General features: G+C 33.3%; 21 protein-coding genes and 2 pseudogenes. 8 read left to right on the plus strand and 15 right to left on the minus strand.

The window, feature by feature from the left end:
• Positions 1-23: 23 nt before the first annotated feature.
• The 8 genes from dut (at position 24) to QE431_RS22195 (ending at position 8,385) form a co-directional block, all read left to right on the plus strand.
• Complete coding sequence (dut, locus tag QE431_RS22160; RefSeq protein ID WP_057115509.1) at positions 24-458, plus strand: dUTP diphosphatase; 435 nt, start codon at positions 24-26, stop codon at positions 456-458.
• A gap of 84 nt (positions 459-542) precedes the next feature.
• Positions 543-1,559, plus strand: coding sequence for a sugar phosphate nucleotidyltransferase (locus QE431_RS22165; RefSeq protein ID WP_307300364.1), 1,017 nt, complete (start codon positions 543-545; stop codon positions 1,557-1,559).
• A gap of 43 nt (positions 1,560-1,602) precedes the next feature.
• On the plus strand, positions 1,603-2,955 hold the full coding sequence (locus tag QE431_RS22170) for a lipopolysaccharide assembly protein LapB (protein ID WP_307300367.1): 1,353 nt from the start codon (positions 1,603-1,605) through the stop codon (positions 2,953-2,955).
• Positions 2,956-2,967: 12 nt separating this feature from the next.
• Positions 2,968-3,747 (plus strand): DUF4292 domain-containing protein, encoded by a 780-nt coding sequence (locus QE431_RS22175; protein ID WP_134138825.1) that lies wholly within the window; start codon positions 2,968-2,970, stop codon positions 3,745-3,747.
• A gap of 24 nt (positions 3,748-3,771) precedes the next feature.
• Positions 3,772-5,052 (plus strand): murein hydrolase activator EnvC, encoded by a 1,281-nt coding sequence (locus QE431_RS22180; RefSeq protein ID WP_307300370.1) that lies wholly within the window; start codon positions 3,772-3,774, stop codon positions 5,050-5,052.
• A 138-nt stretch (positions 5,053-5,190) separates the two neighbouring features.
• Complete coding sequence (rbfA, locus tag QE431_RS22185; RefSeq protein WP_057115514.1) at positions 5,191-5,583, plus strand: 30S ribosome-binding factor RbfA; 393 nt, start codon at positions 5,191-5,193, stop codon at positions 5,581-5,583.
• 1 nt (position 5,584) lies between these two features.
• Entirely contained in the window at positions 5,585-6,784 is a 1,200-nt protein-coding gene (locus QE431_RS22190) for an FtsX-like permease family protein (RefSeq protein ID WP_307300373.1), read from the plus strand.
• A gap of 173 nt (positions 6,785-6,957) precedes the next feature.
• Positions 6,958-8,385, plus strand: coding sequence for an MATE family efflux transporter (locus QE431_RS22195; RefSeq protein WP_307300375.1), 1,428 nt, complete (start codon positions 6,958-6,960; stop codon positions 8,383-8,385).
• 88 nt (positions 8,386-8,473) lie between these two features.
• Here QE431_RS22195 and dusB read toward each other — a convergent pair whose 3' ends face one another.
• From dusB to QE431_RS22270, 15 genes and pseudogenes are all read right to left on the minus strand, one after another.
• Positions 8,474-9,466 carry a tRNA dihydrouridine synthase DusB gene (dusB, locus tag QE431_RS22200; RefSeq protein WP_307300377.1) on the minus strand — a complete coding sequence of 331 codons (993 nt, stop codon included), beginning with the start codon at positions 9,464-9,466 and terminating at the stop codon, positions 8,474-8,476.
• A 211-nt stretch (positions 9,467-9,677) separates the two neighbouring features.
• Complete coding sequence (locus QE431_RS22205; protein WP_307300379.1) at positions 9,678-10,964, minus strand: phenylacetate--CoA ligase family protein; 1,287 nt, start codon at positions 10,962-10,964, stop codon at positions 9,678-9,680.
• Positions 10,961-12,625, minus strand: coding sequence for a C45 family peptidase (locus tag QE431_RS22210; RefSeq protein ID WP_307300381.1), 1,665 nt, complete (start codon positions 12,623-12,625; stop codon positions 10,961-10,963). Before QE431_RS22210 ends, QE431_RS22205 begins: the two co-directional genes overlap by 4 nt.
• A 7-nt stretch (positions 12,626-12,632) precedes the next feature.
• Positions 12,633-14,151 (minus strand): annotated as a pseudogene (locus tag QE431_RS22215) (phytoene desaturase family protein).
• Positions 14,148-17,831: a 1-acyl-sn-glycerol-3-phosphate acyltransferase gene (locus QE431_RS22220; RefSeq protein WP_307300383.1), complete on the minus strand. Its 3,684-nt coding sequence runs from the start codon at positions 17,829-17,831 to the stop codon at positions 14,148-14,150. Before QE431_RS22220 ends, QE431_RS22215 begins: the two are co-directional and overlap by 4 nt.
• Before the next feature lie 95 nt (positions 17,832-17,926).
• On the minus strand, positions 17,927-19,096 hold the full coding sequence (locus QE431_RS22225) for a DUF2062 domain-containing protein (RefSeq protein WP_307300385.1): 1,170 nt from the start codon (positions 19,094-19,096) through the stop codon (positions 17,927-17,929).
• Between the two features lie 16 nt (positions 19,097-19,112).
• Positions 19,113-19,598 carry a hypothetical protein gene (locus tag QE431_RS22230; protein WP_057115522.1) on the minus strand — a complete coding sequence of 162 codons (486 nt, stop codon included), beginning with the start codon at positions 19,596-19,598 and terminating at the stop codon, positions 19,113-19,115.
• 2 nt (positions 19,599-19,600) lie between these two features.
• A complete protein-coding gene (locus QE431_RS22235; protein WP_057115523.1) occupies positions 19,601-19,972 on the minus strand; it encodes a 3-hydroxyacyl-ACP dehydratase in 372 nt (123 codons plus the stop codon).
• A 5-nt stretch (positions 19,973-19,977) separates the two neighbouring features.
• Entirely contained in the window at positions 19,978-20,586 is a 609-nt protein-coding gene (locus tag QE431_RS22240) for a porin family protein (protein ID WP_057115524.1), read from the minus strand.
• Between the two features lie 5 nt (positions 20,587-20,591).
• Positions 20,592-21,194, minus strand: coding sequence for a porin family protein (locus tag QE431_RS22245; protein WP_057115525.1), 603 nt, complete (start codon positions 21,192-21,194; stop codon positions 20,592-20,594).
• Between the two features lie 37 nt (positions 21,195-21,231).
• Positions 21,232-21,867, minus strand: coding sequence for a hypothetical protein (locus QE431_RS22250; protein WP_307300390.1), 636 nt, complete (start codon positions 21,865-21,867; stop codon positions 21,232-21,234).
• Positions 21,833-22,459 carry an outer membrane lipoprotein carrier protein LolA gene (locus QE431_RS22255; RefSeq protein WP_307300393.1) on the minus strand — a complete coding sequence of 209 codons (627 nt, stop codon included), beginning with the start codon at positions 22,457-22,459 and terminating at the stop codon, positions 21,833-21,835. Before QE431_RS22255 ends, QE431_RS22250 begins: the two co-directional genes overlap by 35 nt.
• A 123-nt stretch (positions 22,460-22,582) precedes the next feature.
• Positions 22,583-23,287 carry a polysaccharide deacetylase family protein gene (locus QE431_RS22260; RefSeq protein WP_307300396.1) on the minus strand — a complete coding sequence of 235 codons (705 nt, stop codon included), beginning with the start codon at positions 23,285-23,287 and terminating at the stop codon, positions 22,583-22,585.
• Positions 23,288-23,355: 68 nt separating this feature from the next.
• A pseudogene (locus tag QE431_RS22265) lies at positions 23,356-24,418 on the minus strand (beta-ketoacyl synthase N-terminal-like domain-containing protein).
• Positions 24,418-25,614 (minus strand): beta-ketoacyl-[acyl-carrier-protein] synthase family protein, encoded by a 1,197-nt coding sequence (locus QE431_RS22270; RefSeq protein ID WP_281867061.1) that lies wholly within the window; start codon positions 25,612-25,614, stop codon positions 24,418-24,420. Before QE431_RS22270 ends, QE431_RS22265 begins: the two are co-directional and overlap by 1 nt.
• Positions 25,615-25,759: the final 145 nt, after the last annotated feature.

A 25,759-nucleotide genomic window follows, 5' to 3' on the forward strand; every position in this document is an offset into this window, starting at 1 on the left:
GATTAAAAATTTTATATTTAAAAATGAAAATACAAATTATCAATAAATCGCAGCATGATTTACCAAATTACGAAACCATTGCTTCTGCAGGAATGGATTTACGTGCCAATATTTTAGAACCAATTACGTTAAAACCTTTAGAAAGAGCTATTGTAAAAACAGGACTTTTTATTGAATTACCAATTGGTTATGAAGCCCAGGTTAGACCAAGAAGCGGTTTAGCTGCTAAAAAAGGAGTAACAGTTTTAAATTCGCCAGGAACTGTTGATGCAGATTACAGAGGAGAAATAGGAGTAATTTTAGTAAATTTATCTAATGATGATTTTGTAATTGAAAATGGCGAAAGAATTGCGCAGTTGATTATCGCAAAACACGAAAGAGCAGAATGGATTGAAGTTGAAACACTTTCTGAAACATCAAGAGGTGAAGGAGGCTTTGGAAGTACTGGAGTTAAATAGTTTTCTGTAATTCGGAAAAATTAAAAAAAGAAAGACCAAACCCAATGAAGATTTTTTAATCTTCCCATAAAAATCAAATAAAGAATGAAAATAATTGTGCCAATGGCAGGCCGCGGATCGAGATTGAGGCCTCATACACTAACGGTTCCGAAACCATTAATTCCTGTTGCTGGAAAATCTATTGTACATCGTTTAGTTGAAGATATTGCTAAAATATTAAAAGACCCTATTGAAGAAGTTGCATTTATTTTAGGCGACGAAGCTTTTTTTGGAGATGATGTCGTAAAAAGTTTAGAAGATTTAGCCAAAGGTTTAGGAGCAAAAGCTTCAATTTATCGTCAAGATCAACCCCTTGGAACAGGTCATGCAATTATGTGTGCAAAAGATTCTCTCTCTGGTCCAGCTGTAATTGCTTATGCAGATACTTTGATTAGAGCTGATTTCGAATTAGATCCTGAAGCAGATGCTGTAATCTGGGTCAAACAAGTAGAACAGCCGGAAGCTTTTGGTGTGGTGAAACTAAACCAAAATAATGAAATTATAGAATTGGTTGAAAAGCCAAAAGAGTTTGTAAGTGATTTAGCAGTTATCGGGATTTATTATTTTAAAGAGGTTGGGGTTTTAAGAAATGAACTTCAAAATGTTTTGGATAAGAATATTCAAAATGGAGGAGAATATCAGATTAATGACGGAATCAAAGCTATGATGGCCAACGGTAAAGTTTTTAAAACTGGAAGTGTTGACGAATGGATGGACTGCGGAAACAAAGATGTTACGGTCGAAACCAATACTAGAATGTTAGGTTTTTTACATAACGACGGTGAACATTTAGTTGATTATGATGTGAAACTAGAAAACGCTACAATTATTCCGCCGTGTTATATTGGAGAAAATGTTGTCTTGAAAAATACAACAATTGGTCCAAATGTTTCAGTTGGAAAAGGATGTCATGTAACAGACAGTACTATTAAAAATAGCTTAATTCAAACGTATTCTCAAATTAAAAATGCTAACTTAGATAACGCAATGATTGGTAATCATGTAAGTTATGATGGTAAATTTACTAGTGTAAGTATTGGAGATTACTCAGTTTTAGAATAAATAGGAATAAAATTTCGTTTTTGTTTAAAATGTAATTTTTATAATGATCAAAAAAAGAGTTTTTACAGTTTTGTTTTTTGCTTTATTCAGCACATCGTTTTCGGTTTTTGCACAGACAGAACCCGAAGATATTGCTATGGCAACAGATGAATATCAAGACTCATTTTATGAATCATTAAAACAAAAAGGAATTGAAAATTATGATAAAGCTATTGTGTCATTGGAGAAATGTATCAAACTAAAACCCAATGACGCAGTGGCTTATTTTGAATTAGGAAAAAATTATCTGGCACTCAAAGAATATCGAAATGCACAAGATGCTTTTGAAAAAGCTACGCAGCTGGATCCTAAAAATAAATGGTTTTGGCTTGGGATTTATGATGTAAGTTACGAGACAAAAAATTATCCGCTGGCAATTGAAACCATTCAAAAAATAATTGCTTTTGACGAAGAGTACAAGGACGATTTGATTTCATTATATATGATAACAAATCAGTACGACAAAGCTTTGACTGCGATTAACGAAATGAATGATAAGTTCGGAAAGTCTGCGGATCGTGAAATTTACAAAGCTCAAATTTTATCGCAAGGAAAATATCAAAATGCTGAAATTGACAATTTGGTTCAGCAGATTAAAAAAGATCCAAAAGAAGAATCCAATTATGTGAATCTTATTTTCTTATATTCAAAAAATAATGAAAATGATAAATCACTGGAAGTTGCGAAACAATTAGCAAAAGAAATTCCGAATTCAGAATGGGCTCAAGTGAGTTTATTCAAAACATATTTGGATGCCAATCAAGCGGATAAAGCCATAAAATCAATGAATGTGATTTTAGCAAGTTCAAAAATTGATTCAAAAATCAAACATAGAACTTTGAACGAATTTTTGATTTATGTAAACAAAAATCCGCAGTATGCTCCCGATTTAGAAAAAGCAATTGCTTATTTTGACAACGATAAAGAAGTTGATGTTGCAAAAGAAATAGGAAAGTTTTACCATAGCAAAGGTCAATTTGAAAATGCGATTAAATATTATGAAAAAGATTTAAGCGCGCATTCAGATACAGATCTTGAAACCAATATGTTATTGCTGGAAGCTTATTCGCAGACCAAACAGTTTGATCCAATGACAAAAAGAGCGATGATGTTGATTGAAGTGTATCCGAGTCAGGCACAGTTTTATTACTATGCAGGTTTAGGAAGCAATCAGCAAAAGCAATTTAAAAATGCAAAAACCGTTTTAGAAATGGGTTTGGATTATGTTGTTGATGATGTAAAACTAGAAGCAAATTTTAATATTCAATTAGGAGAGGCATATAATGGATTGGGAGATGCAAAGAAAAAAGAGGAATACTTTTTGAAGGCAAATGAATTATTAAAGAAAAAAAAGTAAAAGAGAATTGAGATGAAAAGATATATAATACTATTAATACTTTCTACTGCTGTAATTTCGTGTAAATCGAAAGCTGTTGCAGTACAAGGTAATACAAGCCAGACAATTGCGCCAAAAGAAGACAAGAAAATAATCGAAAAACATTACGATAATAAACTAGATTTTTCTACTTTATATATTAAGGCAAGCGCAAAATATGTTGATGAAAAGCAAAGTCAAAATGTAACTGCCGAAATTAGAATCGAAAAAGACAAACAGATTTTAATAAGTGTTCGCTTTTTAGGAATTACAATGGCGAAAGCATTAATAACACCTTCTGCAGTAAGTTATTATGAAAAAATAAACAGCACTTATTATGAAGGAGATTTTACAAGCTTAAGTAAATGGCTTGGAACAGATCTAGATTACAGTAAAGTTCAAAACTTATTGGTTGGAGAAGCTTTTGACGATTTAAGAAAAGGAAAATATACGCAGACAATTGTAGAAAACCTTTTTAGACTGGATGAAGAAAAAGATGCTAATTTGAAAAAAACATTCTTCTTAGATGGCGAAAAATATTTAATTCAGAAAGAAGAGATTTCACAACCATCTGAAAACAGAAATTTACAGATAGCGTATTCAGATAGTAAAACTTTTGATCAAGGAACGCTTCCAACAAGTATCGAAATAAATGCGGTACAGCCAAAAGGAAAAACAAGTATTAATTTGAATTACAATAATATTTCATTTAACGAAGAACTTTCTTTCCCATATAGTGTTCCAAGTGGGTATAAAAAAGTTACAATTAAATAAATTTGCAAAAATAAAAATAGAAACATGCCAAAATTTCTCCTAAGCCTAGTTTTAATTTGTGCCACTACATTTATATGGGCACAGGATTCACAGCAAGAAAAACTGGAGCAGCGTAAAGCTCAAATTCAACAGGAAATCCGAGACAATGAAAAGATGCTTCAGTCTGTTCGAAAAAAAGAGAAATCTGCTGTGAATGAATATTTAATTCAGGCAAACAAAATCAAATTAAAAGAGAAATTAATTAATACAACCGCTAAACAGGAAAAAATCCTAAGTAACGATATGTATATTAATCAGGTTAAGGTAAATAAGCTCAAAAAAGAATTGGCAGTATTAAAAGAGGATTATGCAAAAATGATTTTGAAATCCTACAAAAGCCGTTCTGAACAGAGTAGAGCAATGTTTATTTTATCTTCAGAAAGTTTTTTGCAGGCTTACAAGAGAGCGCAATACTTAAAACAATATACGAATTACAGAAAAAATCAAGGTTTAGAAATTCAGTCTAAAACCGCTGAATTAGTAGATTACAATTCAAAACTTGACGGACAAAGACAAGTTAAGAAAAAAATTATTGCTGAAAATCAAAAAGAAAAGCAAAGCTTAGAAGAAGAAAAGAAAGAACAGCAAAAGCTTGTTAACACGATTAAAAAAGACAAAAATAAAATTATTGCTGATACAAAAGCCAAACAGCAGGAATCTAGAAGAATTGATGCAAAAATCAAAGATCTTATTCGTGAACAAATTAGATTAGCGAATCAAAGAGCTGAAGAAGAAAGACGTAGAAAAATAGCCGAGGGAAAAGCTACCGAAGCAGAAAAAGCAGAGGCATCAACAACTAAAAGTTATTCATCAGATAAAATTACATTAACGCCAGAGGGTAAAATTTTAGCAGCAGATTTTAAAGCAAACCGAGGGAAACTGCCTTGGCCAGTGGAAAAAGGATTTATATCGTTAGGATATGGAGATCAGCCGCATCCACTTTATCCTTCTTTAACTGTTCATAATTCAGGAGTAGAGATTACTACAGAACAAGGAGCAACAGCTCGAGCAGTATTTGAGGGAGTGGTATCAAAAGTTATTGCATTGTCTCCTGTAAACAGAGCCGTTTTTATTCAACATGGAGATTATTTTACGGTATACCAAAATCTAAGTTCGGTGTCTGTTGAGCAAGGTGATAAAGTAAAAGTGAAACAAAGTATTGGAAAAGTAAGAACAAGTGGAGACACTGGAAAAACAATTATTAAATTCTTAATTCTTCAAAATACATCAAATAATAATCCAGAAGGATGGTTACAAAACAGATAAAATTTAAAAGGAGCTTTTTTGCTCCTTTTTTTATGAAATAGAAAAATTAATCTGAAATTGAACTTATCCTAAATAGAAATTACTGCTTTCGTTAAGCTGAAATTATACGATTGAATTTAAAAATAGTATTTTTGCAGTATGGAAACAAATAGACAGAAAAAAATAGGCGGTGTTATTCAGAAAGATCTGGTTGACATTTTGCAAGGTGAAGTGCGAAAAAACGGAATTACTAATCTGGTAATTTCGGTATCCAAAGTTAGTGTAACTTCAGACTTATCTGTGGCAACAGTATATTTAAGCATCTTTCCTCAAGAAAAAGCACAAGAAACTTTAGAAGGGATCAAATCAAATACAACATTGATTAAACACGATTTATCACAACGTGTACGTTTGCAATTACGTCGTGTACCAAACTTGGTATTCTTTATCGATGACTCTTTAGATTATATCGAAAAAATCGACAATGCTTTAGCTGGAAAAGAAAACCCAATAGAGAATCGTGATCTTTTAGAAAAAAGAAGAAAATCATAAATTGAATTTCCCCCTTTACATAGCCAAACGTTATATTTTTAGCAGCAGCAAAAACAATGCTATCAATATTATTAACCGCATTGCCAGCATGGGAATCATTGTTGGCACGATGGCTTTGTTTGTGGTTTTATCTGTTTTCAGCGGATTAAAAGTTTTTAGCCTTTCGTTTACAAACGAAATTGATCCCGATTTAAAACTGGTGAGCACTTACGGAAAATCATTTTTAATCACACCAGATCAGGAAAGTCAGATCAAGAAAATTAACGGCGTTGCTTCTTACACCAAAATTATAGAAGAGCGTGTTTTATTTTTGTTTAAAGATAAACAGCAAGTTACTTATCTAAAAGGAGTTGATAGCAATTATGCAGTTGTCAATGATATTAAGAAAAAATTGTACAACGGTCAATGGCTCAAACCAGACAGCTATCAAGTTGTGATAGGATACGGTTTAGCTCAGAATTTTTCTATGGGAATTCTCGATTTTGAGAATCCATTGCAGATTTTTGCCCCAAAACCTGGAAAAGGGGCAATCGAAAATCCGGAAGAAGCTTTCAATAAAACCGATGTCCTGCCTGTTGGTATTTATTCTATAAGCGAAGATTTAGATTCAAAGTACGTGTTTGCAGATTTAGGTTTAGTACAAGAATTATTAATGTATAAAACCAATCAAATCTCTGGAATTGAATTTAAACTCAAAGAAAATGCAGATGAAAATGCATTAAAAACTCAGCTCAATTCTATTTTTAAAAATAAAATTACTTTAAAAAACAGAGCGCAATTAAACGAGTCTTTATATAAAATGCTAAATACCGAAAATATAGTAGTGTATTTGATTTTTACTTTAGTAATTATTGTAGCTCTTTTTAATTTAGTAGGGGCATTGATTATGATGATTTTAGAGAAGAAAGGAAATCTTAAAACACTTTTTAATCTCGGAACAGAAATCAATAATCTTAGAAAAATATTCTTGCTGCAAGGAACTTTGTTAAGCTTTTTTGGTGGCTTAATCGGACTTATTTTGGGTATAATACTAGTGATATTACAGCAGCAATATGAACTGATAATGATTACACCAACATTAGCTTATCCCGTTGTTTTTTCATTAGAAAATGTTCTAATTGTTATGACAACAATTGTGATACTTGGATTTGTAGCCTCATTAATTGCAAGCAGCCGTGTAAGCAAAAAATTGCTGGATTAATTTCTTCTTTAAAAATATTACTTATATTTACCGCCTTGAAAATCTACAGCATATGATTGTTTCTGCCTAATCCTACTTTATTTTTTTTGAATAATTAGGATACTTACGTTTTTACTTTTTTAGTTCAGATCATAGAGCATCTGGACCAATTTTATCATTTATCCTAAAATATCATGACAGAAACATCTATAAAGAAAAGTTTATTTTCTAAAATTTTTACCACATTAAAACAAGCCTTAAATGGCGACGAATCATTTGACTATACTTCTGGAAGTATAAAAAAAGCCGTTATTCTATTGGCCATTCCGATGGTTTTAGAAATGATGATGGAATCGGTTTTTGCTCTGGTCGATTTATATTTTGTCGGACATTTAGAGAATAGCAGTTTTGCTATTCAAACCGTTGGATTAACCGAGTCTGTACTAACAGTTATATATTCTCTTGCAATCGGGATGAGCATGGCAGCAACTGCAGTTGTAGCACGAAGAATTGGAGAAAAAGATCCAGTCGCGGCAGCAAAAGCTGGAATGCAGGCGATCATTGTCGCAATTGCTGTAAACAGCGTTATGAGCATCTTGGGAATTGTTTATGCCAAAGATATTCTGCTATTAATGGGAGCATCTCCTGAAGCAGCCGAACATGGTTTCCACTTCACGCAGATTATGATTGGATCTAGTTTATGCATTATGCTTTTGTTCCTGATTAACGGAATTTTTCGCGGTGCAGGAAATGCGGCAATCGCCATGAAAAGTCTTTGGATTGCCAATATCTGCAATATTATTTTATGTCCAATTTTAATTAACGGTTTAGGGCCAATTCCTGCTTTCGGATTGGTTGGCGCTGCTTTGGCAACAACTTTCGGAAGAAGCATCGGCGTTTTATATCAGGTTTATCATTTGTTTTTTGGAAATGGAATTTTAAAAATTAAGATTCCATATTTTGTTCCAGATTTTAAACAAATTCAGGCATTAGTAAAAATCGCGGCTCCTGGAATTCTGCAATTTGTAATTGCTTCTTGCAGCTGGATTTTCTTAGCACAATTAGTCGCAACAACTGGTGGCGATCATGGTTCTGCAGGTTATCAAACGGCACTGAGAATTATGATGTTTTTTATTCTCCCAGCTTGGGGATTAAGTAATGCTGCAGCGACTTTGGTTGGACAGAATTTAGGCGCCAAACAAATTGAACGTGCCGAAAAATCGGTTTATACAACTGCGCGTTATAATGTGATTTTCATGGCGACAATTATGGTTATTACGCTTGCTTTTGGGAAATATATCATATCCTTTTTCACCAATGATGAAATGGTAAAAACGATTGCCGTCGAAGCACTTCAAATTATGAGCATCGGTTTTATCTTCTACGGAATAGGAATGGTTTTAATAAACACATTCAATGGAGCGGGAGATACATGGACACCAACTGGAATTAATTTCTTTGGTTTTTGGCTGTTTCAAATTCCACTGGCGTATGTGTTAGCAAAACATTTTAATATGGGACCAACGGGAGTTTTTATTGCAATTCCTGTTGCTGAAACTGCAATTACTTTAGCCGGAATCTTTTTCTATAAGAGAGGGAAGTGGAAGAGAACTCAAGTCTAAATAAAAAAATGCCTTCAAATGTGGAGGCATTTTTTTATTTTGAAATTTTGTCAAAGCTTCAAACTTTGACAAAGATTATATTAGATTTCTAAACAAATTCATAATCAGCATAAACCTGTTCAATTTCTTTCATAACAGCAAATAAATCTTCAGGAGCATCAGTTGTAACTAATTTTTGTTTAAATTCTTTGAATGAATGAATTCCTTTGAAATAGTTCGTATAATGACGACGCATTTCTACAATTCCCAAACGTTCCCCTTTCCATTCCATTGACCACATTAAATGATTTCTAGCAGCTTCAACACGATCAATAACCGTTGGAGCAGGTAAGTGCTCGCCAGTTTTAAAGAAATGCTTGATTTCGTTAAAAATCCAAGGATATCCAATCGCCGCACGGCCAATCATAATTCCGTCGATTCCGTATTCGTTTTTATATTGTAATGCTTTTTCTGGGCTGTCAATATCGCCATTTCCAAAAATAGGCATTGTAATTCTTGGGTTGTTCTTTACACGTGCAATATGTGACCAGTCAGAATGACCTTTATACATTTGCGCCCGGGTTCTGGCGTGAATCGTTAAAGCTTGAACGCCAATATCCTGAAGTCTTTCAGCAACTTCATCAATGTTAATTGAATTTTCATCCCAGCCTAAACGTGTTTTTACTGTAACAGGCAAATCAGTTCCTTTAATAACTGCTTGTGTCAAACGTACCATCAAATCAACATCTTTTAAAACTCCCGCTCCAGCACCTTTGCAAACTACTTTTTTTACTGGACATCCAAAATTGATATCCACTAAATCTGGTTTTACTGTTGAAACAATTTTAGATGACATTTCCATCGCTTCTTCATCACCGCCAAAAATCTGAATTCCAACTGGACGCTCGTAATCAAAAATATCCAGCTTCATGCGGCTTTTTATAGCATCACGAATTAATCCTTCCGACGAAATAAATTCAGAATACATCATGTCTGCCCCGTGCGCTTTGCATAATCTGCGAAACGGCGGATCGCTGACGTCTTCCATCGGAGCGAGTAATAAAGGAAATTCAGGTAATTCTATGTTGCCAATCTTGACCATCTTCGTAATTTTTTGCAAAATTACAACATTTAGTTTAATTTGTACCAAATTGAGGTTCAAAGGTTCAGAGTTGCAAAGGGACAAAGGTTTTTTTATCAGTTTTTTAAGAAACCTTTGCAACTTTGTCTCTAATTGAGTTTCAGAGTTTCAAAGGCTTTTTTATCAAGCTATTAAGAAACCTTTGTCCCTTTGCAACTTTGTCCCTAAAAAATTATCTATAATCAAAAAAGCGAATAGGTTTTCGACTCATCGGATTGAAAACTAGCGGGTTTAAAACTTCTTTTGAAGCAAATTCTATTTTTGGAGTTACTCTTAGTTTGGCTCTAAAATGATCTTTTATTTCCTGAAGAAATTCAGGAGTTTGATTTTTTGCAGCAATTTTAATCAGGATTTCGTCTGTGCCTAAATCGTTGGTTGAAATTTCGATAAGATGATTTTCGATATTATCAAAACTGCTCAAAACATCGTTCATTGCTGGTGGATAAAGCGTTGTTCCTTTGTATTTTATCATCTGTTTTTTACGGCCGACAACTGGACCAACTCGCAAAGTATTTCTACCGCAGGCGCAAGGTTCGTCATGAAGCTGTACAATATCGCCAGTTTTAAAACGCAGTAATGGCATGGCTTCAATTCCTAAAGTAGTAAAAGTAAGTTCGCCGGTTTCTCCATTTTTTACAGGCTGATTATGTTCATCCAAAACTTCAACAATAATCAATTCCGGATGATGATGTCCGCCTTTTCCGTGTTCACATTCTGTAAAAGCAGTACTCATTTCGGTAGAAGCATAAGTCGAAAACAACTTAATATCCCACTTATCAGTAATTTTTTTGGATAGAATATTCATCGAAAAATCTTGTTCTCTCAAAGATTCTCCAATACAAACTGCGCCTTTTATACTCGAATTATTATAATCGATTCCGTGGGCTTCAGCGTATTCAATTAATTTTAAAAGGAAAGACGGAACTGTAATTAAATAACTCGGATTGTATTTTAAAATAGAATCCCACTGCATTTCTGGAATTCCAGCACCAACACGGATAACGCCGACTTTCAATTTTCTAAGACCTAGAAAGTAAGCTAAACCGGCCATAAATTTTCGGTCAATTGTGGTCATTAACTGCACAACATCTCCTTCTGCAATTCCGGCGCAGGCAAACGAAATGGCTTCGTTATACGCCAGTCTATCTAAGTCGGAATCCGTTAAACCAAAAGTTACAGGATCGCCTAAAGTTCCTGAAGTTGAGGCATAATCGATAATTTTTTGCTGCGGAACACACAAAAAATCATCGTTATATTGCTGTAGATCTTCTTTCGTTGTAACTGGAAGAAATTGTAAATCTTCTAATGTTTTTACTTTAGAAATATCAATATTTTGTCCAGCAAAAAGTCTTTTGTAAAAAGGAGAATTTTGACTGATGTATTCTAGAAGTTCAATTAATTTTTTTTCTTGAAAAATTTTAATCTCTTCTAAAGAATCTTTTTCTATTGCTGGAATCATTGTAATTTTCTTTTGACTTTTTTTAAATATTTTTCAATCTTTTCTTTATCAGGAACTGTAGTAATTTCAAGGGTTAAAGCTTTTTCAAAATTAAGCTTAGCCTGCAGATATTCCTTTTTTTGGTAAAAGTACAATCCTGCCTTATAATATACAACCCAATAATCGGGGTTTAACGATTGATAATTTTGAATGAACTCTGGAGAAATCACTTCTTTCTTTTCAAGAAGAACATCTATTTTGTGATCTTCAACTTTAAATTTTTTAAAATTCTGATAAGCAGTTGTTTCTAAAAAAGGATCTTTGGCAATATTCAGATTTTTACTTTGAAAAGATTCTATCTTATTTCTATTTTCACCAAAAACAGCATTCAAATCATAACAGACAAATTCTCCCAATTGATACGGATTTGCCGAAACCCAGACTAATTTTTCTTTTGGTTTAAAAATAATTCCGTGATGTGCCAAGAGCTGATTCAGGGCTTTTTCATTTCCATATCCTAAAGCAATATTTTGTAAACCTTCTTTATTTCGAAGAATTTCTGATGCAATTTCAGGATTTACTTTCAGATTTTCAGATAGTAATTCCTGCATTCTTTCGTAACGATATTCAGAATGGCTGTTTGCAATTTGTTCCAGATTTCTTTTATCAGCTGCAAAAGCATCGCCTTGAAAATGATTCGAACAAATTAATTGATCACTGTTAGGAACATCGTAAACATCCATTTTATTGGGCGAAACTTCAATTAAAATCGCTTTATTATCATTGGCACTTCCAACCATAATCGATTCAGAAACAAAGACTTTTCTCTTTTTTGCAATGGCGATAGCTTCGTCTAAAGTTTTGGCGTGCTGTAAAATTTCGCGGGTCAAAATCGAAATTGGAGTTTTCGCGCTCAGCGGAATTTTAGATTTAGAAGCATTTATCGTTACAGTCAATCCTTCATAATTCATTCCAGAAACGGCTCCAATCATTCCCGGCCAGGTAACCATCATAAACGGAAATCCTTCTTTTGGTTTGATAAAGGCTGCGATTTTATTTTCCGCGAAAGCGTCATTCACATAAAAATCAAAATTACGCGCCAAAATTAAATTACCTTCTTCCGATTTTTCGTTCCAAGCCGCAAAAGAAGAACAGCCAACTAAAGCCAGATCTTGAAGCGCGTGCCCAATATCGTGCGCCGCGTGTAAATATAAACTGCGCTGGTATTGCGGTGCGATATTATCAAACTCATTCGAAGTATATTGCGAAACGCCGTAAATTTCAGTTTGATATTCATTTGGAACATTCAAATACAATTTGCGATTGTACCATTTTAAAAACTGGCGAAGCATTTTCTGCTGAAATTTAGACGGGATAAAATCGGTGATTTTAGAGAAAAAAATACGCTGTTGCTTTTGCAAAAGCGAGTCGGTTAAAGCTCCGGTTGTCAAACCAATTTCCAGCGGATCGCCTTCGACATACAATTCCCAAAGACCTTGTTTATTTTTTAAAAATGAATTTTTTCCAGAGATAAATGTACTGTCTGTTACTTTTTCAACAACAGGTTTCGTCGAGTTATAAGCCGTAATATCTGGTTTATGATGTTTTGATTTTGAAGTACCGCAAGAAATCAGCAAGCTTAAAAAACCGAGAGAGAAGAAATATATAATTCGGCTTTTCATGATTCAATTATTCAGATGCTTTTTTAATTTTTTCCAGCAGATAATCTTTACCTACAATCTCAGAGCAGGTTAAAACAGCTCCAACCGTAACGCCCAAGACACCGTGCATGTTGATACTTTGGCCCGTAAGATACAGATTTTCTAGTTTAGTTTTTGTGGGAATTAAAGTTTTCATCGGATTATTAGAATCTTTAATGTAGCCGTACATATTTCCGCCGTCGCCGCCAATATAATCGCGGTACGAAAGCGGGGTCGAAGTATGAACCGATTTAATACAGTCTTTAATTCCAGGAAATTTCTTTTCAACTTCTTCTAAAAATTTTGCCGCTTTTTTAGCTTTGAATTCCTCGTAACTTTCGCCTCGTTCATTTTCTTCAAAAGTGGTATTAAAAGTGTTTTCCCAAGTTTTAACGTCCTCATATTTCATATAAGTTAAAAAGGTCATTCCGTCTGCCCATTCTTCGTCTTTTTTCGAAGGATTCATAGAAGCCATAAAGGTTTTTGGCCATGAATTTTCATCGTAATCATGCGCGGTCCAAACGTCATTTTGACTTTTAAAATGATAATAATTATGATTGATGTATTTGAAAGTTTTGGGTTTAAAAACAATATAAAGACTAAAAGCTGAAAAGACATTTTCCAGATTTTGAATTCTATTGAAAAACGGTTTTCTGAAATTTTCCTGACCCGCCATTTTCAAAGTCGTCTTAGGTTCGATGTTAGAAATGAAATACGTTCCAGAAACTTCAGTTCCGTCTTTCATTTTAACCGAATTTACTTTTTGGTTTTCAACTTCAAATTGAATTACTTCTTTATGTTTAAAAAATTCGCCGCCGTGCTTTTTGAGTTGTTTGAGCAATTGTTTCGTGATCTGACTTCCGCCATTTACGCATCGCCATGAACTTTCGATATACGAATTGACAACAAGCGCATGTACATAAAACGGAGATTTCTCTGCAATTCCAGCGTAAAGAAAATTGGATCCAGCCAAAACTGCTTTCAATTTTTCATTTTGAGTAAAAGAATCGATGGTTTCTTTCGCATTAAGCGCTAAAATTTCATCATTATATTTTCCTTCAGATTCTAGATTATAAAGTGGAAATGCCTTGCATACCTCCTTTATCTTTTGACAGTAGTTGAAGAGATTTTCTTTTTCTTTGGGAAAGTAATTTGTTAATTGCTGAATGAAATTTTCGAAACCTTGTGCATGCGGATATTCGGTTTTATCATCTTCAAAAGAAATAATATCAAAACCATTTTCGTCTAGTTTTTTCAGATTCAAATCATCCATTATTCCAATATATTTGAAATACTGATGAAGATTTTGGCCTTCGCCTAAACCTCCGATATAATGAATTCCCGTATCAAAAATGGTTTTATCTCTTACGAAAGTCTGAAGATTTCCCCCGTACTGATTGTTTTTTTCGAGCACACAAACGCTGTAGCCTTCTTTTGCCAGAATAACAGCAGAAACCAATCCGCCTAAACCGCTGCCAACGTATTACTACATCGTACTGCTTTTTCATTCTTTTTTCTTTAAAACAAGTAAACCCTTTTCTTCTGAAACTATTTCAAAATCTGAACTTGTAAACAGATCTTTTAAATTCGGACAATTTACTAAAATTATAAAAGAAACGTTTTGAAATCCTTTTTCAAGGTCGTTTTTGTAACTTTCGTCAGAAATCAAAAGCACGTCATATTGATTTTCAAATGCATTTTCCAATTGATCCAAATATGATATTTTTCTTTTTGTAACGATATAATTCGTTTTTGCGACAAGCAATTTTTCTTCCTCAGTAATAAAAGAAAATATTTTTCGCTGCGGTTCCTGCAAAGCTAGTAAAACATCCAGCTGTCCATAATCATTTCCTAAATGTAGGATTTTGGCTTTTGGCTGAATGTGCTTATTTAAGTTATAATAGGTTTCCAGATTTTGCTTTAAATCTTCTTTTACGCTGTTGCCAATTTCAATTTCTTTATAATCATAACTGGCGATCAGCATTTTTTTGAAATAATCTGGACCTTCAAGTTCTTGGCGAATTTTACGATATTCTGCTTTAAAGAATGAACTAATTTGTTTGGTTCTTTCGGTATAATTTGTTCCAAATGAGGAATCATCAGGACTAATTCTCTTTAAGATATTAACCGTCAAATTTCCATGATGAATGACAAAATCACCTTTCGGAATCAGTTCTGAAGCACCGTGAATGACAATCGGAATAATATCTAAATTAAATTCTTCTGCAAGGAAAAAAGCACCTTTGTGAAAGCGTTTAATCACATTATTTTCGGATCGTGTTCCTTCTGGAAAAACCATTAATGAATATCCTTCGTTTATTTTTTTTCGTAAGTGTTCAACGCCTCCTTCCAGACCTTCAGAAACGGGATAAAATCCTGCTTTTCTAACGACACCGCCAAAAATAGGGGAGTTGTAAACCCAGTCGCTAACCAAGAAAATAATTTTTGGACTCAGCATTCCAATTGTCAAAATGTCTATAAACGATGAATGATTGGCAATAATTACAGCTGGTTTTTCAAAAGTTTCATTAAAATTATTAATGACTTTTTTGCGTATAAACGGATTGGAATACAATACCGATTTCATGAATTTTGAAATCACGTATCGGAACGCTTTCATTTTTGATTTTTTGCTGAAAGGCAAAATTGGCATAATGGTAAAGCTAAAAATCGACATTAAGATTCCGCCTAAACCATAATAAGCAAACGAAATTACGCCATGAACAAAAGTTCTCAATTGAAAAGGAGGATTTCCCTTTTTTGGGCGATTTGATAAAAACAGTTTGAATAAAATCGGATAAAAAATGAAAGTAATAATCAGAGCCGCAAAAACCCCAATTAAAGAAACCGCTGAAATTGAAGTCAATGCAGGATGTTTGGCAAATATCATCGCACCGATTCCTAAAATCGTTGTAATGACCGCCAAAATAATTGACGTTCTGTAAACTGCGATTTCGTTAACGCCAGTCGAATATTCTTTTTGTAATGCGCTCGTCATAAAAATACTGAAATCGACTCCGTGACCAAAAATCAAAGTACAGACAATCATACTGAAAATATTCATTTGAATGCCGAAAATGCCCATAATTCCTGCGGTTACAATTCCAGTTAAAGCAATTGGAATACAGCTGATGATAACCAATTCGATTCTACGGAAAAAGAAAAATAGAATTAGAATTACGGCAACAAAAGAATAATTGACAAGAGAATTAAAATCAGTTTTTAAAGTGCTGAAAAACGTTTCGTTCATCTGCTGGCGATCGATGGCAATTACATTTTCTTTAGCTGAAGCTGATTTTACAAAAGCATCGCGCTGCTCGGGCGCTACTTTTACTAAAGTCGAAATCGTATAAAAACCATTTTTTTCGGTTATAAATTCTTGTAATTGAAGCGCTTTGATTTTTAAAAATTCAGTTGCAGCAACAGGTTTGAAATCAAAATCTAAATGATCAAAAAATAAATTATAAGTGGTAGGCTTAAATCCAAGTTTAGAACCTTTATTAATTAATTCTGATTTTATGAATTGCTTTTTCTGCGAAGTCCAAAATGAATTCCATTTATTAATTTTTTCAATTTGCGCTTGTTGTGAAAGTACAATACCGCCAACTGAACTGAAATTTAAGATTTTATCCTGCTGTTTTTCTTTTGATAGATCTACAAATAGTTTAGTATTATGCTGCAAAGCTTCTTCCATGGTTTTTCCGTAGGAAGCGACATAAATGGTTTTGGAAGTTAAACTGGTACTTTGTTCCAATTCTTTTTCGGCGGCTTTAATGTCTTTCGGAATAAAATTCAGCTGTGATAAATCGTTATTAAAACCAACGTCGTTATAAGTAAAACAACAGATAATAGTTATAATCACGCACAATCCGATTAAGATTTTATTATTGTGAAAAGAAAAATGAGCCATTTTATCGATCACATTCTTTTTATGTTCTGCCGGATTTTCTTTTGGTTTATACAAATGCGGAACAATTAAAAGTGAAAAAACGCCAGTCGCCATAACAATGACGGCAGCGAAAATTCCGAGATCATTCAGCGCATCAGATTTTACAAAAAGCAGACATAAAAATGCAACAGCAGTTGTAGAACTGCTCATGATAACAGGCATTGTAATGTCTTTGTAAAGAGTTTTTACATCGCTATTATGTTTGTAATGTGTGAGAATATGAATAGAATAATCGATTGTAATTCCGAGCAAAATAGAACCAATTCCTAATGAAATTGCTGAGATTTGTTCTCTAACGAAATATAAAAAAGCAACTGCAAATAAACCTCCAAAAACGGTCGGCAGAAAAATAATAAGCGGAATTAAGATTTTCCGATAAAATAAAATCAGAATCAGCATTAACGTAAACATCGCAATGGATGTCGTTAAAATAATGTCGCTCTTAATTTGATTGGCGTTTGCAACAGCAATTAAAGCAGAACCAAAATAACTGATTGAAGTTTTCCCTTTAAATTTCTGATTTAGGTTTTCCTGAATAGATTTGAGCTTTTCGGCAAAAATGGTGTTTTTTTCGGTTTCACTCGAAGGAATATTAGAAGTGATAAAAAGCAGCAATTTCTTTTTATCTTTCGTCATTACAAAACCATTTTCGAGTGTAAAATCATCACCAATATTTAGTTGCTGTAATTTTTTTAAAGCGATAAATGAAATCCCAAACGGATCCTGCAAAATAAAGTCTTTGGTAACAAATCCTGAAGGAGAAATAATAGATTTATAATTTCCCTGAACAGTTGCTGCAATGCTGTCTTTTTCTAACTTCTGCTGAATGTTTTGATAATCTTTATCATCTAGAAAAAGAGGCAGATTGTTGTAAACAAAATCAATGGTTTCCTGAATATTTTCTTCGTCGATTTTTCCTTGAATTCCAGTTATAAATGGTTTGCAGGATTTAGAAACGCTGTCTGAAAAAGCAATAGCCATTTCTTTTAAATCATCGGCCGAACCGTTTTTTTCGAGTTTGAAAATTACGGTAGTTTTGTCGGCAAAGTTTAATTGTTTGAGCACTTTTGCCGTAACATCTGTTTTGTCGTTTGTTGGAATAAGTTTGGTAATATCTTCTTCAAACTTTAATCGTGAAGCAAAAAATCCGAAAACTAAAAGCATCAAAACAGCCAAAAAAACCGAAAGAGACTTTCTTCGATTTACAAATAAATGAATGGCATAGAAGTATTGATGCATGGTTTAGGTTTAAAATTTTTTTGCAACGAATTTCACTAATTTCCACGAATTAATTTGTGCTAATTCGTGAAATTCGTGGCGAAAATAAATAAATTTTATTTGATGCGTTTTTTACTAAAAGCCGTTAAAAGTAAATAACTAATAAGACCAACTGATAGTGCCGAAACGGTTGCTAAAATAAGACTTCCGACGATATATTGTGCAGCATTTTTTTGAATATCATCAAATGTCATCGAACTATCTAAAATTAGCGGGGCATTGCTGGAAACAAAAAAGCTTCCTACTTTCAAAGAACCGTAAATAATAAAAGGGATAAAAGGTGGAAAACTCACATTAGAAGTTAAATATGCGATTACTTTATTCAGCCGAAAAATCGCGGCAAAAGTAAAAAGCAAGATAGTCTGGAATCCCCAGAAAGGGGAAAGTCCAATAAAAATGCCCAAAGCAATAGCGGCCGATTTTTTAAAATTAGAATCAGAACTTTCTAAAATATCTTCTAGAAAGAATTTTTTAAAACCTTTTTTTTTTGCTCTTCTAAAAAAATCTCTCGGTTTTATGTACAACAAAGAATTGGTTACCAAAACCGTATTTAGAATACTAATTCGGGTAAAATCTCGAAACGGACGAAAATGCGAAACCCTTTCTGCAGGATCATACAAAACCTGAATCGGAATATTTTTAACTACAATTCCTTTCCACGCAGCGCGCACAATTACTTCGATTTCAAATTCAAATTTATTGGTATAAAAACGTTTCGGCAGTAATCGAAGCGGATATAATCGAAATCCAGATTGTGTATCATCTAGCTTAATTCCAGTTTCGAACTTAAACCAGAAATTAGAAAACTTGTTTCCAAAACTGCTTTTCTTCGGAACATTTTCCTGCGTCATGTTACGGCTTCCAATCAAAAGTGCATGCGGTTCGTTTTGAATGGCTTCAATAAAAATCGGAATGTCTGCAGCAAAATGCTGTCCGTCAGAATCTATCGTGATGGCATATTCAAAATCCAATTCGATAGCTTTTCTAAATCCATTTCGCAGCGCACGTCCTTTTCCTAAATTTTTAGGATGATGAATTTGCGTCAGCTGCGAATATTGTTTTAGTATTTCGCTTGTCGAATCGGTTGAGCCGTCATTGACTATAATAACATTTGAGGTGAAATCTAAAATAGAATCCAGTACTTTTTTTAGTGTTTTTTGGTTATTGTAAGTTGGTACAATAACACAAAAGCTAGTCGAATTCAGCAATTCGTGCGTTGATTTCATGAGGTTTTTATTGAGCTTACTTCACGAATTGTTTCTCTTTAGCAGAAAAACTTTTAGATTGCAAAACAAAATCTTTTAAGTATTCTTTTAAAGAAGCATTTTGTTCTGCATAGTGTGCAGCAATGTATTTTTTATCCTCTTTTATGTTTTTCTTATAACCCGTTATTCCTGGAACATTTTCCTGAATACTAAGACGAATCATTCGGATTTCAATGTTATTAGGATCGCTGGCAATAACAGATTCAAGGAGTTTTGCACCTTCTTTAAAACGAGAAATTTTATTTCCCAAAATATTTTCAAACTTAGAATCTAATAAAATTGAAGCTGCTTTGTAAGCTACCAAAATTTTATCATCATTATTTGAAACTCCAGAAAGTTTTTCTACAAAATCTTTAGCATTATTTTCAGATTTAGCTACATCTGTATACATTTTGCGAATAGAAGCCAAGTCTGGCGTTCCAGCAAAATTTACCCATAAAAGTAATGTCAATAATAGTTTCATAATTATATTTTTTTGTACACCGTACTCAATTTAAGAGCAGTAGTGTCGTTAAAGTAAGTCGTGTTTTTCACTTTTACCAAATTGTCTTCAGTAATGGTAACATCAAGCTCTAAACGTAATTCCGGAGTTACCTCAGGATTAATAAGCGCCATGAATTTTACATTTGCCAAAGACTGAATCATCAATGAACTTTTTGTAATAGATTCTGTCAGTTCCTTGATAATCTGAATCATGCAAACACCAGGCATAATAGGATTTCCAGGGAAATGTCCTTTAAAAACCTCGTGTTTTTCATTGATTAAAATCGTAATATTATATTTTGAATCAGAAGCTTTTTCTTCTGATAGTACTTTATAAAAATCTTTTAAAACCATATTTTCTATTTTCCAAACGAATAGGAAACTCCTAATTGAAAATTAATATTTGTATTATAATCTCCAAATAAATAATAATTATTGGAGTCATTTTGATAATAATCACTGCTCAAAACATCTAGAAGACCCTTCTTAAATCGAGCTTCAAAAGTCAAACCAGACGGCAGGGCATAAGCAACACCTAAGACCACACCAAGATCATTTTGCGCTTTTCTAACTGCAAGATTATCATTCAATAAAATATCTAGAGTTGGTCCCGCCTGAAATTGTATTCCTTGTGCTAAAGTAAATTTATTTATTACAGAAAGCGACAAATAATTTATTTCCAGATCTAAATATTCAGTTTTGTTTGTCTGCGTATTTTCATCAAAATATTTTCGTTCAACATCATTAGAACCTTGTCTGCTGTAATTGATCTCAGGTTGAAGCGCATAATGTTTCGTTATGTTAATCTCTGTAAAACCACCAGCATAAAAATCAGTTTTATAATTGGCATGCATTTCAGAAATTGTTGAAAAATTAAATCCAGCTCTTAAACCTGGCTTAACACTTACCTGGGCTTGGATGTTTAAAACTGCAAAAAAAACAGCAACAAAAAATATTCTTTTATTCATGTTTTTTATTTTGTCTTAAACGTATAGCTGATTCCAATTTGAAAAACTTGATTCAAAATCACATCATTATAATAGTAATCATCGTCATAATCAATACCATCATAACCGTAAATATCAACTAATCCTTGTTTGATTCTAGCTTCAAAAGTCAAACCGTTTGGCAATGTGTAACCAACACCTCCCACAATAGCAAGATCAAAACCTTCTGGATTCGAATTTATATAGTTATCATCAATTTTTAGATCTAAAGACGGTCCTGCCAACACGTGAAAACCACCACCATTAAAGTTAAATTTTGCAACAGCTCCCAGCGTTATATAATTTAATTCATAATTTACATAACGGTAATCATTCCCATTTCCAAAATATTCCCTTCCTTCGTCTCCTTGTCTGGAATAAGTTATCTCTGGCTGCAGCGAAAAATATTTGTTGAATTTAATATTAACCAATCCACCAACATAAAAATCTGTTTTAGAATTATTATCATCAATATTAGTTAATGTCGATATATTTAAACCGCCTCTAAGCCCTGGATTAACTTTTACCTGTGCTTGAGATGATTGAACTCCGATAAATAATACGAATGCAATTAAGGCTATTTTTTTCATCTTTGGATTAGTTTAGTTTTATGGTTAGTTTAATTTTCTATTCTGATTTAAAGTAATTCAGCTCAATTTTAAGCTTAATATTTTGATGAATAATTTGAATCTTCTCAGCAAAAATATTGTTTTCTGAATTGAAAAGCAGTGTAAATTTTTCTTTTGTTTTGGAAGAATGAACGATCTTTTCTAGTTTTTGATCTTTTTTGGAAATGAAAATATAATTATCTTGTTTTCCATCTGCCGATTTATATATGTCTGCCGATTCATTTTCAAATTGCTCCTGAATCAAATATTCCTTTTTTAAAAGCAGTCTAAAATCTTCTTTTAAAGTATTAATCAAGATTTTTCGATCTAATTCTGATACAATTGAGTTGACTTTGAAATCAGTTTCAGAAATTTCAAAATCCATTAACTTATTACCGAATTCAGTTGTAAAAACAATTCGGTGTGTAGTATCATTGATTTTCTTGGCAATGAAAATTCCCGATAATTCATTTCCGTAAACAGAAATGTTGGTTTTATAAACATAATCAGTTTTGGAATCTGAAAAATAAGGAACCGTGTAAGACGTTTTGTCTAATTTTTTTGGTGTATAATTTTTAGTGACCGAGCCACAAGAAACTAAAACCAAAGCCAAAAGGCAATTAATTAGTAAAAACTGAATCGTCGATTTTTGCATTGATCACTTTATTTTTAAGTACAATTCGGGTATAATCTTCAGATGATTCTAATAATTTTACCTGAACTACTGTTGCTTCTTCTTTATCAAAAGTCAGTTCAATTTGTTTGATGTATTTTTTCAGAGTTGCATCTTTCGGAATAAATTTCGCCAGATTCTGACCTTTCAATTTAAAATAGGAAATTGTAAATTCTTTGTCATCAAACATATTACCGCTCACACTTCCCACAATTAATTTATTGATTCTTGCAAAGATTTTACTGTTGCCAATATCAACCGCACTTTTCTTTCCTTCATCGTTAATCAGGATTTTTCCGTTTTTGAAAGTAATGCTGTAGTTGTATGGTTTTTTATATTGCCATTGCAGAAGTGCAGGTTCTTTAAAAACCATTTTTCCAGATGTTTCAATGTCTTTAGATAAAAAATCCAAATGTTTGTATTGAACAAAATCAGTTGTTAATGTCTTTATTTTTTTAGAAACAACATTTACATCTTCTTTAAATTGTGTTATTTCTGCAGCCGTCATTTTTTGTTCCTGAGCAAACAAACTGCCTGATATAAAAAGAATTAATATTGCTATTTTAGTTTTCATAATTTTTAAAAATGTGCTTTAATTTGTTTGCCACTGATTAAAAAGATTCACATAGATTATTTTATTGAATAAAAATCCGTTTTTATCCGCGTCTTCGCGATAGCGAATCTGTTTCATCCGAGTTCAATTTCCATAAGCTTTAAGATTCAAAAGTTCTTCAATCGAAATCACTTCATAACTGTTTTGCTCTAAAAATTGCAAAAACTGTTCCAATACCAAAACCGAGTGTGAAGCCGTGTCGTGCAAAAGTACGATTCCGCCGGGAGAAACGCGTTTTATAATTCGGTTGAAAATCAATTCCTTATTTTTTGTTCCTCCGTCAAGCGAACGAATATTCCAGCCAATAACTTTGTGTCCGGTTATGTTTAAAGCCCTTCGAATAGATGGCGTCGTAACTCCATAAGGCGGACGAAAAAAATTGATTTTTTTTGAAGTATATTTTTCCAGAAGCGCATCTGTTTTTTTGATTTCAGCTGCAATTTGTTTCGCATTATAAAAATCAAAAAACTTAGAATGACTGTAAGAATGATTGCCAACTAAATGGCCATCGGCAATAATTTGTTTTAAAATTTGAGGATGTTTTTCGATGTTTTTTCCAATACAGAAAAAAGTGGCTTTAACGTTATATTTTTTAAGAAGCGCTAAAACTTCCAAAGTAAATTCACTAGGACCGTCATCAAAAGTTAAAGCAATTTTATTTTGGGTTTCGGACGGATTATGACAAAAAGCCTTAACATGATAATTAGAAGAAATCCTCGAAGAACCAACAGCGTTAATCCCAATCCAAAGAAAAATTACTGCCAAATAACACCATATATTTATTGCCATTAAAAAGTTTACAAGAAACATGAAAAGCAATAAAAAGATAAAAAATATCGAGATGTTTTTATGCGTTATCATTTTGACAGTAACGTAAAACTATGATTTTTCCCGTTTAATTGATTGTATAATAAAATGGTTTTATAAGCTGGTTTTGCAGCCGAATTTACTTTTATAATTTCTGGAATTTCCTGTGTTTTTAAAATTTTTGCAGCCATCCAAAAAGCAAAAGCCGAAGCTGTATCATATTCGCCACACAAATGTTTGTAATACAAAACTGGTGTTTGGGCAAAAGCATTTTCAGCCAGGTTTTTATAATAATTTTCGAAAGTTGCATTTCCATCAAAAACCTAAAATCAACGCATCAACATCTGAAATTTCCAGATTATTTGACTTTAAGAAAGATGTAATTTCCGCTTCAATTTCATTTTCTGCCAGCGTATTTACAATCGCAATATCCAGAAGCTCAGCGTATGTACTTTCTTTTCTTTCGTTTTCCAACACAAAAAAACTAGCGCCTTCTCCATAAACTGCACCACTTGTTGTCGAAGTTAAAACATCATACGGAGCGGTATTGTCTGCTTTAATGCGGCCGTTTAATTTGAAAAGAGCAGTTGTATATTCACCATTTTCATCGACACCGCCCACTAAAATTGAATTGGCTTCATCTTCTTCAATCTGCATTTTAGCATCCAGAAGAGCCGATTCAAAAGAAACTGCTCCATTTACATACGTAAAATTATAACCTTTACATTGCTGTAAAAGAGCGATTTGCGCACCAACAGTGTTATGGGTTGATTGAATAAAAGAAGTTGGCGTTAAAAACTCTTCCTTATTATCCAGAATGCTTTTCAAGAATTTTTCAGAATCTTCAATACATCCTAAACCAGTTCCAGTAATAATAGCGTCAACGTTTTCAACATTCGCATCTTTCATAGCTAGGGCAGAAGCCACGATCCCATTTTTTACGCCTTTTGCCATGCGTCGGCTTGCAGCAGGCGAAATATATTCTTTGTATGCCGGCGAAACAATCGCCAGTACATTTTCATCATGATTGACAACGGCTTCTTCTAAAAAAACAGTATCAAATGTTTTTTGAGTCGAAATACAGCCTACTCCATTTATATATGTTTTTTTCATTAGCTTTTTGAAAATATAAGGGTTGAACAATTTCCTCCAAATCCAAAAGAGTTAGATAAAACGTGTTCGATGTTTTTATTTTTTAAGGAAGTCTGCGGTGTCAAATCGAATTCTTCCATTTGAGTTTCAAAATTCAAATTCGGATAAACGACATTATTTTGGATTGCCAAAACACTATAAACCGCTTCGATCGCAGCCGCAGCTGCTAAAGTATGTCCCGTAAATGGTTTTGTAGAACTAAAATCAGGAACTGTTTCATTTTCGTAAATTCGGCGTAAAGCCCTTCCTTCAGATAAATCGTTATTTGGCGTTGCTGTCCCGTGAACGTTGATGTAATCAATTTCAGAAGGTTTTAATCCAGAAACTTCAAAAGCTTTTTTCATGGCCAGATAAGCGCCGTCTCCATTTTCAGAAGAAGCAGTTTGGTGAAAAGCGTCGTTTGCATTTCCGTAACCGGAAACTCTTGCTAGCACTTTTTTATTTTGTTTTTCCACAATCTCATCCGATTCTAAAACCAAAAAAGCAGCAGCTTCTCCAAGGTTTAATCCTTTTCTGTTATTGTCGAAAGGTTTGTTGTAATCGTCAGATAAAATCATCAAAGTCTTAAATCCGTTGATGGTGAATTTTGCCAAACCATCGGCTCCGCCCACAATAACGCGGTCTAATTTTCCGGTTTTAATCAATCGCGCGCCCAGCATAATCGCGTTTGCTGCAGAAGAACAAGCCGTGCTGATTGTCGTTACCATTCCTTTTAAACCCAGTTCTTCGGCAATTTTATCTGCAACATCGCCGCCGTCGTGACACGTAATATATTTTACGAGTTCCGGTTTTTCGAAATAATCGTAATAATGTTTCTCCGTCATGTCCATTCCGCCCACACTTGTAGCCGAAATAAGTCCCGTTCTAAATTCGTTGATTGAGGTTATGCCGGCATTTTCAACAGCTTGTTTGGCTGCCAAAGTACCAATCATAGCGGTTCTTGAAAAATTATTATCGCTGTTTAAGTTCAATTCGGCGATGAGATCATCGTTGGTTTTTTTGATTTCACCAACTTTAATAACATCTGCATGAACTGTCGAAATATTGGAGATACGGGAAATCCCGATTTTATTTTCGATTAACGAATGATAATTTTCTTCAACCGAATTTCCGATCGAAGAAATAATTCCCATTCCCGTTATTGCAACACCTTTCATTTAGACTTGCTTAGATTGTTAGATTTTTATTTTTAGACTTGCTTAGATTTTTAGATTCCAGACTTCTTAGATTTTTTGACTTTTAAACTTCTGTCTAAGAAGTCTAAAAATCTAAGTAAGTCTAAGTAAATCTAAGCAAGTCTAA

Source organism: Flavobacterium sp. SORGH_AS_0622, assembly GCF_030818825.1.
GTDB lineage: Bacteria > Bacteroidota > Bacteroidia > Flavobacteriales > Flavobacteriaceae > Flavobacterium.

Excerpts from the sequence above, each read along its gene's own strand:
- QE431_RS22270 (WP_281867061.1), bottom strand. The coding sequence starts at position 25,614 with ATGAAAGGTGTTGCAATAACGGGAATGGGAATTATTTCTTCGATCGGA.
- QE431_RS22220 (WP_307300383.1), bottom strand. The coding sequence starts at position 17,831 with ATGCATCAATACTTCTATGCCATTCATTTATTTGTAAATCGAAGAAAG.
- QE431_RS22235 (WP_057115523.1), bottom strand. The coding sequence starts at position 19,972 with ATGGTTTTAAAAGATTTTTATAAAGTACTATCAGAAGAAAAAGCTTCT.
- dut (WP_057115509.1), top strand. The coding sequence starts at position 24 with ATGAAAATACAAATTATCAATAAATCGCAGCATGATTTACCAAATTAC.
- QE431_RS22260 (WP_307300396.1), bottom strand. The coding sequence starts at position 23,287 with ATGGCAATAAATATATGGTGTTATTTGGCAGTAATTTTTCTTTGGATT.
- QE431_RS22240 (WP_057115524.1), bottom strand. The coding sequence starts at position 20,586 with ATGAATAAAAGAATATTTTTTGTTGCTGTTTTTTTTGCAGTTTTAAAC.
- QE431_RS22180 (WP_307300370.1), top strand. The coding sequence starts at position 3,772 with ATGCCAAAATTTCTCCTAAGCCTAGTTTTAATTTGTGCCACTACATTT.
- QE431_RS22250 (WP_307300390.1), bottom strand. The coding sequence starts at position 21,867 with ATGCAAAAATCGACGATTCAGTTTTTACTAATTAATTGCCTTTTGGCT.
- QE431_RS22175 (WP_134138825.1), top strand. The coding sequence starts at position 2,968 with ATGAAAAGATATATAATACTATTAATACTTTCTACTGCTGTAATTTCG.
- QE431_RS22195 (WP_307300375.1), top strand. The coding sequence starts at position 6,958 with ATGACAGAAACATCTATAAAGAAAAGTTTATTTTCTAAAATTTTTACC.
- QE431_RS22170 (WP_307300367.1), top strand. The coding sequence starts at position 1,603 with ATGATCAAAAAAAGAGTTTTTACAGTTTTGTTTTTTGCTTTATTCAGC.
- QE431_RS22225 (WP_307300385.1), bottom strand. The coding sequence starts at position 19,096 with ATGAAATCAACGCACGAATTGCTGAATTCGACTAGCTTTTGTGTTATT.
- QE431_RS22245 (WP_057115525.1), bottom strand. The coding sequence starts at position 21,194 with ATGAAAAAAATAGCCTTAATTGCATTCGTATTATTTATCGGAGTTCAA.
- QE431_RS22205 (WP_307300379.1), bottom strand. The coding sequence starts at position 10,964 with ATGATTCCAGCAATAGAAAAAGATTCTTTAGAAGAGATTAAAATTTTT.
- dusB (WP_307300377.1), bottom strand. The coding sequence starts at position 9,466 with ATGGTCAAGATTGGCAACATAGAATTACCTGAATTTCCTTTATTACTC.
- rbfA (WP_057115514.1), top strand. The coding sequence starts at position 5,191 with ATGGAAACAAATAGACAGAAAAAAATAGGCGGTGTTATTCAGAAAGAT.
- QE431_RS22210 (WP_307300381.1), bottom strand. The coding sequence starts at position 12,625 with ATGAAAAGCCGAATTATATATTTCTTCTCTCTCGGTTTTTTAAGCTTG.
- QE431_RS22255 (WP_307300393.1), bottom strand. The coding sequence starts at position 22,459 with ATGAAAACTAAAATAGCAATATTAATTCTTTTTATATCAGGCAGTTTG.
- QE431_RS22230 (WP_057115522.1), bottom strand. The coding sequence starts at position 19,598 with ATGAAACTATTATTGACATTACTTTTATGGGTAAATTTTGCTGGAACG.
- QE431_RS22165 (WP_307300364.1), top strand. The coding sequence starts at position 543 with ATGAAAATAATTGTGCCAATGGCAGGCCGCGGATCGAGATTGAGGCCT.